This window comes from Streptomyces luteogriseus, assembly GCF_014205055.1.
Taxonomy (GTDB): Bacteria; Actinomycetota; Actinomycetes; order Streptomycetales; family Streptomycetaceae; genus Streptomyces; species Streptomyces luteogriseus.
The window spans coordinates 5256019-5270901 of record NZ_JACHMS010000001.1 but is presented as its reverse complement, the minus strand read 5'-3'; the positions used below and the strand labels follow the sequence as shown (position 1 = coordinate 5270901).

The window sequence follows — 14883 nt, the reverse complement described above, 5'->3', positions numbered from 1 at the left end:
CCGGAGCCCGCACGCGCCCCTCGCACCCTCCGCAGCCCCCTGCTCAGCCCGCCGTGCCCCCGTGTGACTGCGCACACACCTCGGCGAGTGCCTCGGCCGTCACCGGCGAAACCACGCCCTCCTCCGTGACGATCGCCGTCACCAGCTCGGCCGGCGTCACGTCGAACGCCGGGTTGTACGCCTGCGTCCCCAGCGGCGCCACCGGGATCCCGCCGCCCGCCTCCGTACCGACCACCGGCACCTGCGGCGCGGTCACCTCGGTCACTTCGTGCCCGGACCGCTGTTCTACCTCGATGGACGCACCGTCCGCCGTGTCCAGATCCACCGTCGTCACCGGAGCCACCACGATGAACGGCACATGGTGGTACCGCGCCAGCACCGCCAGCGGATAGCTCCCGACCTTGTTCGCCACCGAGCCGTCCGCCGTGATGCGGTCCGCCCCGATCAGCACCGCGTCCACCTCCCCGGCGGCGAACAGCGACCCCGCCGCGTTGTCGGTCAGCAGCGTGTACGCCATCCCACTGCGAGCCGCCTCGTACGCCGTCAGGCGGGCGCCCTGCAACAACGGCCGCGTCTCGTCCACCCACAGCCGCCGCAGCCGCCCCGTACGGTGCGCCGCGAGCGCCACCGCGAACGCCGTCCCCTCCCCGCCCGACACCAGCGAACCGGTGTTGCAGTGGGTGAGGATCCGGTGCCCCCCGCCCGGCAGCAACTCGTCCAGCAGTGCCAGCCCCTGCTCGGCCATCCGCCCACTGGCCTCGGCGTCCTCCCGGTGCAGCTGCCGCGCCGCGGCCAGGGCCGCCGCGGCCGCCTGCCGGACGTCACCGCCCTTCGCGAGCGCCGCCTCGTGCGCCGACTGCGCCCGGCGCACGCCCACGGCCAGGTTCACCGCGGTCGGCCGGGCACCCGCCAGCGCGGCCGCCGCCTCGTCCACGTCGAAGCCCCGCGCGGCGGCGAGCGCGACGCCGTACGCCCCCGCGATGCCGAGCAGCGGCGCCCCGCGCACGGCCAGCGAGCGGATCGCCTCCACGAGTGCCGACGCGTCCGTACAGACCAGTTCGACCTCCTCGACCGGCAGCCTCGTCTGGTCCAGCAGGACCAGAACGGGGCCTTCCGGTGGCTCTTCCCAGCGGATCGCCGGGATCTCGGTCGGCCGCTTGTCATCGCCCCTGTGCGCGTACTGATCAGCCATGCCGTCAGTCTGCCCCCAATCGAGCGGACAATTGAAGGTACGCAGCCCATACCGCGGCCGGTCACTCCAAGACCACCCCATGGCACGATGGCTGCCAACCTGCCGCCGCGACCGCGGACGGGCACCGTGAAGGAGCGACGATGAACGACACTCCGGGCTGGGCCTCGCCCGGATCCGCCCCGTCCGACGGCCAGAAGCCGGACCAGTCCGGCCCCGCCGAGCCCACCGACCGCCCCGCACAACCCGCGGACCAGCCGGCCCAGCCCGGCCAGGCCCCGCAGGGCCCCGGCCCGCAGTGGTCCAAGGACCAGCCGCCACCGGCCCAGTGGTCCGCCCCCAGCGGTCCGTCCGTCCCCGGCCAGGCGCCCCCACCCCCGCCTCCCGGCCCGGGCTGGGGCAACCAGCCCCCCGGCGGCTACGGCCCCGGCGGACACGGCCCCGCAGGCCACAGCGGATACGGCGCCCCCGGGCGCCCCGGCGGCTGGGGAACCGGCTGGGGCGGGCCCCCGCCCGCCGCCAAGCCCGGCGTCATCCCGCTCCGCCCGCTCGGCGTGGGCGAGATCCTCGACGGCGCCGTCTCCACCATGCGCACCTACTGGCGCACGGTCCTCGGCATCTCGCTGACCGTCGCCGTCCTCACCGAGGTCATCGTCGTCCTGTTCCAGGGCCTGGTCCTGGACGACTCCAGCACCGAAGCCCTCAACGACCCCAGCGCCACCCTCGGCGAGCTGAGCCGCGCCATGGGCGACGCCCTGCTCAGCTCCTCCGTCGTCTTCGTGATCTCCCTGGTCGGCACCGTCATCGCGACCGCGCTGCTCACGACCGTCACCAGCCGCGCCGTGCTCGGCAAGTCGGTGACCATCGGCGAGGCCTGGCGGGACGCCCGCCCTCAGGTCCTCAAACTGTTCGGCCTCATCTGCGTGTTGCTGCTCATCACCGTCGGCGTCGTCACCGTGGGAGCCCTGCCCGGCCTCCTCGTCACCGTCGCCGGGAGCAGCGGCGCAGGCGTCGCCCTCACCGTCCTCGGCATCATCGGTGCCGGCATCGTCGCCCTGTGGCTGGCGATCCGCTTCTCCCTCGCCTCTCCCGCTCTCATGCTGGAGAAGCAGGGCATCAAGAAGGCCATGAGCCGCTCCGCGAAGCTCGTCCAGGGCACCTGGTGGCGGATCTTCGGCATCCAGCTGCTCGCCACGCTCATCGCGAACGTCGTCGCCTCGATCATCGTCATCCCCTTCACCCTGCTCGCCGCGGCCCTCAGCGGCGACGGCCTCACCGGCTGGCTCAACACCGGTGTCGGAAGCCTCGGCTGGACGTTCCTCATCATCAGCGGCATCGGCTCGGTGATCGGCTCCATGATCACGTTCCCGATCACGGCCGGCGTCACCGTGCTCCTCTACATCGACCAGCGCATCCGCCGCGAGGCCCTCGACCTCGAACTGGCCCGCGCCGCCGGTGTCCAGGGCTACGGCACCACCGCCCCCGGCGCCACCCCGGGGAGCTGATGCGGTGAGCCGGGCGGGGGACCTTCTCACAACGGCGCTGCCACGCGCCGGCATACGGACGCTGCTGAGCGCCGGCGACACCTCCCTGCTGTCGCCGGCCCGCTCCGCCGACGAGCCGCCCCTCACCATCCCGCGCGACCCCGCGCGGGAGGCGGCCCGGCGCGAGCTGTCCAAGCGGATGTACCACGACAACGACCCCAGCCTGTTCCAGCGCGCCCTCGACGCCTTCTGGGACTGGCTCGGCAAACTCTTCAACGCCGCCTCGACCGCCACCCCCGGCGGCGCACTCGGCCTGATCGTCATCATCCTGGCCGTCATCGTCGTCCTGGCCGCCCTGTGGTGGCGCCTGGGCACCCCGCGCCGCCAACCCACCTCGTCCGCAACCCTGTTCGACGACCGCCCCCGTAGCGCCGCAGAGCATCGCGCCGCCGCCGAGGCACACGCCGCCCAGGGCCACTGGAACCAGGCCGTCCAGGAACGCATGCGGGCCCTCGTCCGCGCCCTGGAGGAACGCGCCCTCCTCGACGTCCGCCCCGGCCGCACCGCCGACGAGGCCGCAGCCGAAGCCGGCCGGGCCCTGCCCGCCCACACCGACCGACTGCGCATCGCCGCCCGCGACTTCGACGACGTCACATACGGCGGCCGCTCGGCGACCGAACAGTCGTACCATCGCATCGCGGATCTCGACCGCGAACTGGAACGCACCAAGCCCCAGCTCGCGACGAGCGGCGCCACCACGGCCCCCACCACCCGCCAGGGAGCCGCCGAATGACCACCGAGGCCACCCTCACACCCACCTCGGCCTCGCCCACCGCCCGCCAAGTGTGGACCCGCGCGCGCGGCATCGCGCTCGCCCTCGTGATCCTCCTCGCGGGCGCCGTCGCCATCGCCGTCGTCCGCTCCGACGCCCGCCACGGCGAACTCGACCCGCGCTCCGCCGACCCGGGCGGCAGCCGCGCCATCGCCGAACTCCTCGCCGACCGGGGCGTGGACACCCGCGTGGTCACCACCCTGGACGAGGCAGCCACCGCGGCCGGCCCGGACACGACCCTCCTGGTCGCCACCCCCGACCTGCTGACCCCCGGTCAGCAGACCCGGCTGCACCGCGCGTTCGCCGACTCCCACGGCCGCACCGTCCTGGTCGCGTCCGGCAGCGCCTCCATCGAACGGCTCGCCCCCGGCGTCACCGCAGACCCCGCCACCAGCCTCGACTCGACGCTCTCCCCCGACTGCGCCCTGCCCGCCGCCCGACGCGCAGGCACCGCCGACACGGGCGGCGTCCGCTACACCACCACCCACCTCGGCGCCGACGCCTGCTACCCCAGCGAACGCCTGGCCACCCTGCTCCGACTCCCGGACGAGAAGGGGAACGGCGACACCATCGCCCTCGGCGCGCCGGACATCCTCCTCAACGACCGCCTCGACGAGCAGGGCAACGCCTCGCTCGCCCTCCAACTCCTCGGCTCCCGCCCCCATCTGGTCTGGTACCTCCCCTCGCTCTCCGACACGTCGGCCACCGACACCGACGACGAACGCGGCTTCTTCGACCTGCTCCCCTCGGGCTGGCTCTGGGGCACCCTGCAACTCTTCGTCGCCGCAGCCCTGGCCGCCCTCTGGAGGGCACGCCGACTGGGCCCCCTCGTGCCCGAAAGACTCCCCGTCGCGATCCGCGCCTCCGAAACCGCCGAAGGCCGCGCCCGCCTCTACCGCAAGACCGACGCCCGCGACCGCGCGGCCGACGCTCTTCGCTCCACCACCCGCACCCGCCTCGCCCCCCTCGTAGGTGTCCCCGTCACTCAGGCGCACACGCCCGAATCCCTGCTCCCCGCCCTGTCCGCCCACCTCCACGGCGACGGCAGGGACCAGCACGCCCTCCTCTTCGGACCACCGCCCAGCGACGACGCAGCACTCATCGCACTCGCCGACCGACTCGACGCCCTCGAAAGAGAGGTACGCCGTCCATGATGGACCCGACCACTGACAACGCCGGGCAGACCGGGGACCCGGGCACCGCCCGCGACGCCCTGGAGGCCCTGCGCGCCGAGATCGCCAAGGCCGTGGTCGGCCAGGACCCCGCCGTCACCGGCCTCGTCGTCGCCCTGCTCTGCCGCGGCCACGTCCTCCTCGAAGGCGTCCCCGGCGTCGCCAAGACCCTCCTGGTCCGAGCCCTCGCCTCCGCCCTCGAACTCGACACCAAACGCGTCCAGTTCACCCCCGACCTCATGCCGAGCGACGTGACCGGCTCCCTGGTCTACGACACCCGCAGCGCCGAGTTCTCCTTCCAGCCCGGCCCGGTCTTCACCAACCTCCTCCTCGCCGACGAGATCAACCGCACGCCCCCCAAGACCCAGTCGTCCCTCCTGGAAGCCATGGAGGAACGCCAGGTCACCGTCGACGGCACCCCCCGCCCCCTCCCCGACCCCTTCCTGGTCGCAGCGACCCAGAACCCGGTCGAGTACGAGGGCACCTACCCCCTCCCGGAAGCCCAGCTGGACCGCTTCCTGCTCAAACTCACCATCCCCCTCCCGTCCCGCCAGGACGAGATCGACGTCCTCACTCGCCACGCGGAGGGCTTCAACCCACGCGACCTCCACGCCGCCGGCGTACGCCCCGTGGCGGGTCCGGCCGACCTGGAGGCGGCCCGCGCAGCGGTCGCCAAGACGACGATCTCCCCGGAGATCACCGCCTACGTCGTCGACATCTGCCGCGCCACCCGCGAGTCGCCGTCCCTCGGCCTCGGCGTCTCACCCCGAGGCGCGACGGCCCTCCTGGCCACCGCCCGCGCCTGGGCCTGGCTGACCGGCCGCGACTACGTCATCCCCGACGACGTGAAGGCCCTCGCCCTCCCCACCCTCCGCCACCGCGTACAGCTCCGCCCGGAGGCCGAAATGGAAGGCGTGACGGCCGACTCCGTCATCAACGCGATCCTCGCCCACGTCCCCGTCCCCCGCTGATGGCACTCACCGGACGCGCCGCCCTCCTCGCGGCCCTGGGCTCCCTCCCCGTCGGCATCTGGGAGCCCAGCTGGACGGGCATCCTGGCGGTCAACGCCCCCTTGGCCGTGGCCTGCGCCTGCGACTTCGCGCTGGCCGCCCCCGTACGCCGACTCGGCCTGACCCGCTCCGGCGACACCTCCGTACGCCTCGGCGACACGGCGGACGTGACCCTGACCATCACCAACCCGTCCGGCCGCCCGCTCCGCGCCCGGCTCCGCGACGCCTGGCCCCCCAGCAGCTGGCAGCCCGGCACGGAAACGACGGCCTCCCGTCACCGCCTCTCGGTCCCGCCGGGCGAACGCCGCCGCATCACGACCCGCCTGCGCCCCACCCGCCGGGGCGACCGCCGGGCGGACCGCGTCACGATCCGCTCGTACGGCCCGCTCGGCCTGTTCGCCCGCCAGGGCACTCATAGCGCTCCCTGGACGGTTCGCGTCCTGCCCCCGTTCACCAGCCGAAAGCACCTGCCCTCGAAACTGGCCCGCCTTCGCGAACTGGACGGCCGCACCAGCGTCCTCACCCGCGGCGAGGGCACGGAGTTCGACAGCCTGCGCGAGTACGTCCCCGGCGATGACACGCGCTCCATCGACTGGCGCGCCACGGCCCGCCAGACCACGGTCGCCGTACGCACCTGGCGCCCCGAGCGCGACCGCCACATCCTCCTGGTCCTCGACACCGGCCGCACCTCGGCCGGCCGCGTGGGCGACGCGCCCCGTCTCGACGCCTCGATGGACGCGGCCCTCCTCCTCGCAGCCCTCGCCTCCCGCGCCGGCGACCGCGTGGACCTCCTCGCCTACGACCGTAGAGTCCGCGCCCTGGTCCAGGGCCGCGCCGCGGGCGACGTCCTTCCCGCCCTGGTCAACGCGATGGCCACGCTCGAACCAGAACTCGTCGAAACGGACGCGCGAGGTCTCACAGCCACTGCTCTCCGTACGTCTCCCCGCCGCTCCCTGATCGTCCTGCTCACCACCTTGGACGCGGCTCCCGTCGAAGAGGGCCTGTTCCCGGTCCTGGCCCAGCTCACCCAGCGCCACACGGTGTTGCTGGCATCGGTGGCCGACCCGCACATCACCGACATGGCGAGGGCCCGTGGCGGTGTCGACGCCGTCTACGAAGCTGCCGCAGCCGCCCAGGCCCAGTCGGAACGCCACCGCACGGCAGAACAACTCCGCCGCCACGGCGTCACGGTCGTCGACGCCACACCGGACGATCTCGCGCCGGCACTCGCGGACGCTTATCTGGCATTGAAGGCATCGGGACGCCTGTAACACATAAAAGCCCCCGAAAGGGGGCCCTGAACGCAGAAAACCCCCGCATCCGAAGATGCGGGGGTTTTCCCAAAAATTGTTCGGCGGCGTCCTACTCTCCCACAGGGTCCCCCCTGCAGTACCATCGGCGCTGTAAGGCTTAGCTTCCGGGTTCGGAATGTAACCGGGCGTTTCCCCTACGCTATAACCACCGAAACACTATGAAACTGTCAGCCGCACCACGCTGTGGCAACGTGGGGCTGTTCGTGGTTTCAGAACCAACACAGTGGACGCGAGCAACTGAGGACAAGCCCTCGGCCTATTAGTACCGGTCAACTCCACACGTTACCGTGCTTCCATATCCGGCCTATCAACCCAGTCGTCTACTGGGAGCCTTACCCTCTCAAGGAGGTGGGAATACTCATCTCGAAGCAGGCTTCCCGCTTAGATGCTTTCAGCGGTTATCCCTCCCGAACGTAGCCAACCAGCCATGCCCTTGGCAGAACAACTGGCACACCAGAGGTTCGTCCGTCCCGGTCCTCTCGTACTAGGGACAGCCCTTCTCAATATTCCTACGCGCACAGCGGATAGGGACCGAACTGTCTCACGACGTTCTAAACCCAGCTCGCGTACCGCTTTAATGGGCGAACAGCCCAACCCTTGGGACCGACTCCAGCCCCAGGATGCGACGAGCCGACATCGAGGTGCCAAACCATCCCGTCGATATGGACTCTTGGGGAAGATCAGCCTGTTATCCCCGGGGTACCTTTTATCCGTTGAGCGACGGCGCTTCCACAAGCCACCGCCGGATCACTAGTCCCGACTTTCGTCCCTGCTCGACCCGTCGGTCTCACAGTCAAGCTCCCTTGTGCACTTACACTCAACACCTGATTGCCAACCAGGCTGAGGGAACCTTTGGGCGCCTCCGTTACTCTTTAGGAGGCAACCGCCCCAGTTAAACTACCCATCAGACACTGTCCCTGATCCGGATCACGGACCCAGGTTAGACATCCAGCACGACCAGACTGGTATTTCAACGACGACTCCCCCTGAACTGGCGTCCAGAGTTCACAGTCTCCCAGCTATCCTACACAAGCCGAACCGAACACCAATATCAAACTGTAGTAAAGGTCCCGGGGTCTTTCCGTCCTGCTGCGCGAAACGAGCATCTTTACTCGTAGTGCAATTTCACCGGGCCTATGGTTGAGACAGTCGAGAAGTCGTTACGCCATTCGTGCAGGTCGGAACTTACCCGACAAGGAATTTCGCTACCTTAGGATGGTTATAGTTACCACCGCCGTTTACTGGCGCTTAAGTTCTCAGCTTCGCCCCACCGAAATGGAGCTAACCGGTCCCCTTAACGTTCCAGCACCGGGCAGGCGTCAGTCCGTATACATCGCCTTACGGCTTCGCACGGACCTGTGTTTTTAGTAAACAGTCGCTTCTCGCTGGTCTCTGCGGCCACCCCCAGCTCACCGTGTAAAACGGATCACCAGACGTGGCCCCCCTTCTCCCGAAGTTACGGGGGCATTTTGCCGAGTTCCTTAACCATAGTTCACCCGAACGCCTCGGTATTCTCTACCTGACCACCTGAGTCGGTTTAGGGTACGGGCCGCCATGAAACTCGCTAGAGGCTTTTCTCGACAGCATAGGATCATCCACTTCACCACAATCGGCTCGGCATCAGGTCTCAGACACATGTCAGGCGGATTTGCCTACCTGACGTCCTACACCCTTACCCCGGGACAACCACCGCCCGGGATGGACTACCTTCCTGCGTCACCCCATCACTCACCTACTAACCGCTTGGTTCGGCGGCTCCACCACTCCCCTTTGCCCGAAGGCTCCAGGGCGGCTTCACGGCCTTAGCATCACGATGCTCGATGTTTGACGCTTCACAGCGGGTACCGGAATATCAACCGGTTATCCATCGACTACGCCTGTCGGCCTCGCCTTAGGTCCCGACTTACCCTGGGCAGATCAGCTTGACCCAGGAACCCTTAGTCAATCGGCGCACACGTTTCTCACGTGTGTATCGCTACTCATGCCTGCATTCTCACTCGTGAACCGTCCACAACTCGCTTCCGCGGCTGCTTCACCCGGCACACGACGCTCCCCTACCCATCCACACAGGCGTTGGCCCTATTGTGTGAATGACACGACTTCGGCGGTACGCTTGAGCCCCGCTACATTGTCGGCGCGGAATCACTAGACCAGTGAGCTATTACGCACTCTTTCAAGGGTGGCTGCTTCTAAGCCAACCTCCTGGTTGTCTCTGCGACTCCACATCCTTTCCCACTTAGCGTACGCTTAGGGGCCTTAGTCGATGCTCTGGGCTGTTTCCCTCTCGACCATGGAGCTTATCCCCCACAGTCTCACTGCCGCGCTCTCACTTACCGGCATTCGGAGTTTGGCTAAGGTCAGTAACCCGGTAGGGCCCATCGCCTATCCAGTGCTCTACCTCCGGCAAGAAACACACGACGCTGCACCTAAATGCATTTCGGGGAGAACCAGCTATCACGGAGTTTGATTGGCCTTTCACCCCTAACCACAGGTCATCCCCCAGGTTTTCAACCCTGGTGGGTTCGGTCCTCCACGAAGTCTTACCTCCGCTTCAACCTGCCCATGGCTAGATCACTCCGCTTCGGGTCTTGAGCGTGCTACTGAAACGCCCTATTCGGACTCGCTTTCGCTACGGCTTCCCCACACGGGTTAACCTCGCAACACACCGCAAACTCGCAGGCTCATTCTTCAAAAGGCACGCAGTCACGAGAATGAAGCAAGCTTCATTCCGACGCTCCCACGGCTTGTAGGCACACGGTTTCAGGTACTATTTCACTCCCCTCCCGGGGTACTTTTCACCATTCCCTCACGGTACTATCCGCTATCGGTCACCAGGGAATATTTAGGCTTAGCGGGTGGTCCCGCCAGATTCACACGGGATTTCTCGGGCCCCGTGCTACTTGGGTGTCTCTCAAACGAGCCGCTGATGTTTCGACTACGGGGGTCTTACCCTCTACGCCGGACCTTTCGCATGTCCTTCGCCTACATCAACGGTTTCTGACTCGTCCTGTTGCCGGCAGACAACAGAAGAGAGATCCCACAACCCCGCATACGCAACCCCTGCCGGGTCTCACACGTATACGGTTTAGCCTCATCCGGTTTCGCTCGCCACTACTCCCGGAATCACGGTTGTTTTCTCTTCCTGCGGGTACTGAGATGTTTCACTTCCCCGCGTTCCCTCCACATGCCCTATGTGTTCAGGCATGGGTGACAGCCCATGACGACTGCCGGGTTTCCCCATTCGGAAACCCCCGGATCAAAGCCTGGTTGACGACTCCCCGGGGACTATCGTGGCCTCCCACGTCCTTCATCGGTTCCTGGTGCCAAGGCATCCACCGTGCGCCCTTAAAAACTTGGCCACAGATGCTCGCGTCCACTGTGCAGTTCTCAAACAACGACCAGCCACCCATCACCCCGCCCTCTACAGGCGAGTTCACTGGGGCCGGCGACTGAGGAAAACCATTCCCTCAGACACCCAACAGCGTGCCCGACACACTCCCCGCTCCCCTCAACGTTCCACACTCCGAAGAGCAGTACTAGAAGGAGAAGACGATCAAGTATGCCGAATAGTCAACGTTCCACCCATGAGCAACCAGCATCAGACATTCGCCGATGTACTGGCCTCTGAACCAGGCAAGCCCGGTTAAGAAGTGCTCCTTAGAAAGGAGGTGATCCAGCCGCACCTTCCGGTACGGCTACCTTGTTACGACTTCGTCCCAATCGCCAGTCCCACCTTCGACAGCTCCCTCCCACAAGGGGTTGGGCCACCGGCTTCGGGTGTTACCGACTTTCGTGACGTGACGGGCGGTGTGTACAAGGCCCGGGAACGTATTCACCGCAGCAATGCTGATCTGCGATTACTAGCGACTCCGACTTCATGGGGTCGAGTTGCAGACCCCAATCCGAACTGAGACCGGCTTTTTGAGATTCGCTCCACCTCGCGGTATCGCAGCTCATTGTACCGGCCATTGTAGCACGTGTGCAGCCCAAGACATAAGGGGCATGATGACTTGACGTCGTCCCCACCTTCCTCCGAGTTGACCCCGGCGGTCTCCCGTGAGTCCCCAGCACCACAAGGGCCTGCTGGCAACACGGGACAAGGGTTGCGCTCGTTGCGGGACTTAACCCAACATCTCACGACACGAGCTGACGACAGCCATGCACCACCTGTACACCGACCACAAGGGGGCGCCTGTCTCCAGACGTTTCCGGTGTATGTCAAGCCTTGGTAAGGTTCTTCGCGTTGCGTCGAATTAAGCCACATGCTCCGCCGCTTGTGCGGGCCCCCGTCAATTCCTTTGAGTTTTAGCCTTGCGGCCGTACTCCCCAGGCGGGGCACTTAATGCGTTAGCTGCGGCACGGACAACGTGGAATGTTGCCCACACCTAGTGCCCACCGTTTACGGCGTGGACTACCAGGGTATCTAATCCTGTTCGCTCCCCACGCTTTCGCTCCTCAGCGTCAGTATCGGCCCAGAGATCCGCCTTCGCCACCGGTGTTCCTCCTGATATCTGCGCATTTCACCGCTACACCAGGAATTCCGATCTCCCCTACCGAACTCTAGCCTGCCCGTATCGACTGCAGACCCGGGGTTAAGCCCCGGGCTTTCACAACCGACGTGACAAGCCGCCTACGAGCTCTTTACGCCCAATAATTCCGGACAACGCTCGCGCCCTACGTATTACCGCGGCTGCTGGCACGTAGTTAGCCGGCGCTTCTTCTGCAGGTACCGTCACTTTCGCTTCTTCCCTGCTGAAAGAGGTTTACAACCCGAAGGCCGTCATCCCTCACGCGGCGTCGCTGCATCAGGCTTTCGCCCATTGTGCAATATTCCCCACTGCTGCCTCCCGTAGGAGTCTGGGCCGTGTCTCAGTCCCAGTGTGGCCGGTCGCCCTCTCAGGCCGGCTACCCGTCGTCGCCTTGGTGAGCCACTACCTCACCAACAAGCTGATAGGCCGCGGGCTCATCCTGCACCGCCGGAGCTTTCGACCATCACAGATGCCTGCAATGGTCAGTATCCGGTATTAGACCCCGTTTCCAGGGCTTGTCCCAGAGTGCAGGGCAGATTGCCCACGTGTTACTCACCCGTTCGCCACTAATCCCCACCGAAGTGGTTCATCGTTCGACTTGCATGTGTTAAGCACGCCGCCAGCGTTCGTCCTGAGCCAGGATCAAACTCTCCGTGAATGTTTTCCCGTAATCGGGATGACACGCACGAGAGCGGAACAGTCAGGCGGAATAGGCCCGACCGTTCACAGCGTCCTCGCTGTGTTTTCTTCAAAGGAACCTCGACCATCGGTGATCCGATGGACGGGGTATCAACATATCTGGCGTTGACTTTTGGCACGCTGTTGAGTTCTCAAGGAACGGTCGCTTCCTTTGTACTCACCCTCTCGGGCTTTCCTCCGGGCTTCCCTTCGGTCTTGCGTTTCCGACTCTATCAGATCTTTCCGATCCGATTTCCTCGGTGCTTTCCAGGTTTCCGCTTTCGCGTTTCCCTTTCCGGCGGTTCCGACTTTATCAGAAGTTTCGGGCCGGATTGACCGGCCGCTCGTTTCCGAATCATCGGGAGAGGCTTCAATGAAATCAGCGTTTCAAGAAGCAGATAGATGTTCACTCTCGCTGGTCTGGGACTAGAGCCCATCTCCAGACAACTGTTCAAATCTACCTCCCCTCACTTGCCGTGTCAACGGCTCCTGTGGGGCGAAGAGGACACTAGCAGCTGAACGGCAGTGGTTGCACATCCGGCGGTGGGACGAACGATCAGGCGGCTGTGGGGACGGTCGCGCTGCGTTCCGCCGCCTCGACGTCGCCGGTCTCTCCCCCGCGTGCGGCACGGCCGCCCAGGACGTAGACGTAGGCCAGGAAAGCCACTTCGGCGGCGACGCCGATGGTGATGCGGGCCCAGGTGGGGAGACCGGACGGGGTGACGAAGCCTTCGATGGCGCCGGAGACGAAGAGGACGAGGGCGAGGCCCATGGCCATGCCTATGGCGGCTCGGCCCTCTTCCGCCAGAGCCGTGCGCCGGGTCCGGGGGCCGGGGTCGATCAGTGTCCAGCCCAGGCGCAGGCCCGTGCCGGCTGCGACGAAGACAGCGGTCAGTTCGAGGAGACCGTGCGGGAGGACCAGGCCCAGGAACGTGTCGAGGCGGCCGGCCGAGGACATCAGGCCGACGCCGATGCCGAGGTTGAGCATGTTCTGGAAGAGGATCCAGAGGACCGGCAGTCCGAGGAAGACCCCCAGGATGAGGCAGAGGGCGGCCGCCCAGGCGTTGTTCGTCCAGACCTGGGCGGCGAAACTCGCGGCCGGGTGGCTGGAGTAGTACGTCTCGTACTGGCCGCCGGGACGGGTGAGCTCGCGGAGTTCGCTCGGGGCGGCGATGGAGGCCTGGACCTCGGGGTGCGTGCCGATCCACCAGCCGAGGAGGGCGGCGACTGCCGTCGACAGGAGCGCTGTCGGCACCCACCAGTGGCGTGCCTTGTAGACGGCCGCGGGGAAACCGTGGGTCAGGAAGCTGGTGACGTCTCGCCAGGAGGCGCGTCGGGTGCCTGTCACGGCACTACGCGCGCGTGCCACCAGTTGGCTGAGCCTTCCGGTCAGCTGCGGGTCCGGGGCGCTGGACTGGATCAGGGAGAGGTGGGTCGCCGTGCGCTGGTAGAGGGTGACGAGTTCGTCGGCCTCGGCGCCGTTGAGGCGGCGCCGGCGGCGGAGGAGGGCTTCGAGGCGGTCCCACTCCGCTCGGTGGGCGGAGACGAAGACGTCGAGGTCCATCGGTGTGCCTGCTCCTCGGCTGGTCGTCGGAGGCTCGTCGTGGATCAGCTTGTCGTACTACGGTGCGATGCGCCCTCAGCTTGGCAGACTGGCCCTGTCGGGGGCAGGGCAGGGGAAGGACGGCGGGCGTGAGTGAGCTGGTGACGGGCGAGGCTGTGGCGTTGGAGCTGCGCCCCGCGAGGCTGCCCAGCAGGGCGCTGGCCGTGCTGCTCGATCTGGTGGCGGCGATGGCGGTCTACGTCGCGGTGACCATCGTGCTGGTGACGTCCACGGCCTCGCTCGACGAGGCGGCGCAGACGGCGCTGTCGATCGCGACGTTCGTTCTCGTGCTGGTGGGCGGGCCGATCGCGGTGGAGACGCTCAGCCACGGGCGGTCGCTCGGGAAACTGGCGTGCGGGCTGCGTGTCGTGCGGGACGACGGGGGCCCGATCCGCTTCCGGCATGCGCTGGTGAGGGGCTTGATCGGGGTGATCGAGATCCTGATGACCTTCGGGATCGTCGCCTGCATCGCCTCGTTCGTGTCGGCGCGCGGGCGGCGGCTGGGGGATGTGTTCGCGGGGACGCTCGTCGTGCGGGAGCGGATTCCGGTCACGCGGACCGGTTTCGTGCCGCCTCCGCCGCCGTGGCTTGCGGGGCGGTTCTCGGGGCTCGATCTGTCGGCGGTGCCGGACGGGTTGTGGCTCGCCGTCCGGCAGTACCTGACGCGTATGCAGCAGCTGGATCCGCAGGTGGGCTGGTCGATGGCGGAGCGGCTGGCGTCGGATCTGGCGGAGCGGACAGGGGCTCCGGTGCCGCAGGGTGTGCCGCCGGCGGCGTATCTGGCGGCGGTCGTGCAGGAACGGCAGGCGCGGGAAGCCAGGCGGGCTTTCGGAGACGATGCGGGCCGCGCGGCCACATCCGCCGCCGTCCCGGTGACGCATGGCCGAGCGGTCTCGCCCGAGGCTCGTGGCGGGACTCCCGCCGGCCACGGACCGCCGGTTGGGGCGCCCGGCGTGGCCTCCGGGCCGTCCGTCGAGGAGCGGCGCACGGAGTCACCGGCGGGCTCGGCGGGTCCCGCGGGTCCGGCCGGCGAACGGCCCGGTACCGGGTTCGTGCCGCCGGCCTAGTGCGGG

General features: G+C 67.1%; 8 protein-coding genes and 3 rRNA genes. 6 read left to right on the top strand and 5 right to left on the bottom strand.

What is annotated here, in order from left to right:
• Nucleotides 1-43: 43 nt before the first annotated feature.
• On the bottom strand, nt 44-1192 hold the full coding sequence (gene mtnA / locus BJ965_RS23415; protein ID WP_184910460.1) for an S-methyl-5-thioribose-1-phosphate isomerase: 1149 nt from the start codon (nt 1190-1192) through the stop codon (nt 44-46).
• A 140-nt stretch (nt 1193-1332) separates the two neighbouring features.
• Between mtnA and BJ965_RS23410 the strand changes: the two genes are divergently transcribed.
• The 5 genes from BJ965_RS23410 to BJ965_RS23390 are packed head-to-tail and all read left to right on the top strand — an operon-like array spanning nt 1333 to nt 6958.
• A complete protein-coding gene (locus BJ965_RS23410) occupies nt 1333-2694 on the top strand; it encodes a glycerophosphoryl diester phosphodiesterase membrane domain-containing protein (protein ID WP_184910458.1) in 1362 nt (453 codons plus the stop codon).
• 4 nt (nt 2695-2698) lie between these two features.
• Nucleotides 2699-3466 (top strand): DUF4129 domain-containing protein, encoded by a 768-nt coding sequence (locus BJ965_RS23405; protein ID WP_184910456.1) that lies wholly within the window; start codon nt 2699-2701, stop codon nt 3464-3466.
• A complete protein-coding gene (locus BJ965_RS23400; protein ID WP_184910454.1) occupies nt 3463-4659 on the top strand; it encodes a DUF4350 domain-containing protein in 1197 nt (398 codons plus the stop codon). The genes BJ965_RS23405 and BJ965_RS23400 overlap by 4 nt, the downstream gene beginning before the upstream one ends.
• Nucleotides 4659-5648: an AAA family ATPase gene (locus BJ965_RS23395; protein ID WP_184910452.1), complete on the top strand. Its 990-nt coding sequence runs from the start codon at nt 4659-4661 to the stop codon at nt 5646-5648. The genes BJ965_RS23400 and BJ965_RS23395 overlap by 1 nt, the downstream gene beginning before the upstream one ends.
• Nucleotides 5648-6958 carry a DUF58 domain-containing protein gene (locus BJ965_RS23390; RefSeq protein WP_184910450.1) on the top strand — a complete coding sequence of 437 codons (1311 nt, stop codon included), beginning with the start codon at nt 5648-5650 and terminating at the stop codon, nt 6956-6958. Before BJ965_RS23395 ends, BJ965_RS23390 begins: the two co-directional genes overlap by 1 nt.
• 78 nt (nt 6959-7036) lie before the next feature.
• On the opposite strand, the gene rrf is transcribed toward BJ965_RS23390, so the two are convergent.
• The 4 genes from rrf to BJ965_RS23370 form a co-directional block, all read right to left on the bottom strand.
• Nucleotides 7037-7153 (bottom strand): 5S ribosomal RNA (gene rrf / locus BJ965_RS23385).
• Between the two features lie 86 nt (nt 7154-7239).
• Nucleotides 7240-10359 (bottom strand): 23S ribosomal RNA (locus BJ965_RS23380).
• 302 nt (nt 10360-10661) lie between these two features.
• Nucleotides 10662-12187, bottom strand: a 16S ribosomal RNA gene (locus tag BJ965_RS23375).
• Together the 16S, 23S and 5S rRNA genes form the textbook arrangement of a ribosomal RNA operon.
• Before the next feature lie 576 nt (nt 12188-12763).
• Nucleotides 12764-13771, bottom strand: a complete 1008-nt coding sequence (locus tag BJ965_RS23370) for a stage II sporulation protein M (protein ID WP_184910448.1) — start codon at nt 13769-13771, stop codon at nt 12764-12766.
• A 128-nt stretch (nt 13772-13899) separates the two neighbouring features.
• On the opposite strand from BJ965_RS23370, the gene BJ965_RS23365 reads away from it, so the two are divergent.
• Complete coding sequence (locus BJ965_RS23365; protein WP_184910447.1) at nt 13900-14877, top strand: RDD family protein; 978 nt, start codon at nt 13900-13902, stop codon at nt 14875-14877.
• Nucleotides 14878-14883 lie beyond the last annotated feature (6 nt).

What these genes read in the sequence shown, in the direction of transcription:
- mtnA (WP_184910460.1), bottom strand. Translation starts at nt 1,192, where the DNA reads ATGGCTGATCAGTACGCGCACAGGGGCGATGACAAGCGGCCGACCGAG.
- BJ965_RS23410 (WP_184910458.1), top strand. Translation starts at nt 1,333, where the DNA reads ATGAACGACACTCCGGGCTGGGCCTCGCCCGGATCCGCCCCGTCCGAC.
- BJ965_RS23400 (WP_184910454.1), top strand. Translation starts at nt 3,463, where the DNA reads ATGACCACCGAGGCCACCCTCACACCCACCTCGGCCTCGCCCACCGCC.
- BJ965_RS23395 (WP_184910452.1), top strand. Translation starts at nt 4,659, where the DNA reads ATGGACCCGACCACTGACAACGCCGGGCAGACCGGGGACCCGGGCACC.
- BJ965_RS23390 (WP_184910450.1), top strand. Translation starts at nt 5,648, where the DNA reads ATGGCACTCACCGGACGCGCCGCCCTCCTCGCGGCCCTGGGCTCCCTC.
- BJ965_RS23370 (WP_184910448.1), bottom strand. Translation starts at nt 13,771, where the DNA reads ATGGACCTCGACGTCTTCGTCTCCGCCCACCGAGCGGAGTGGGACCGC.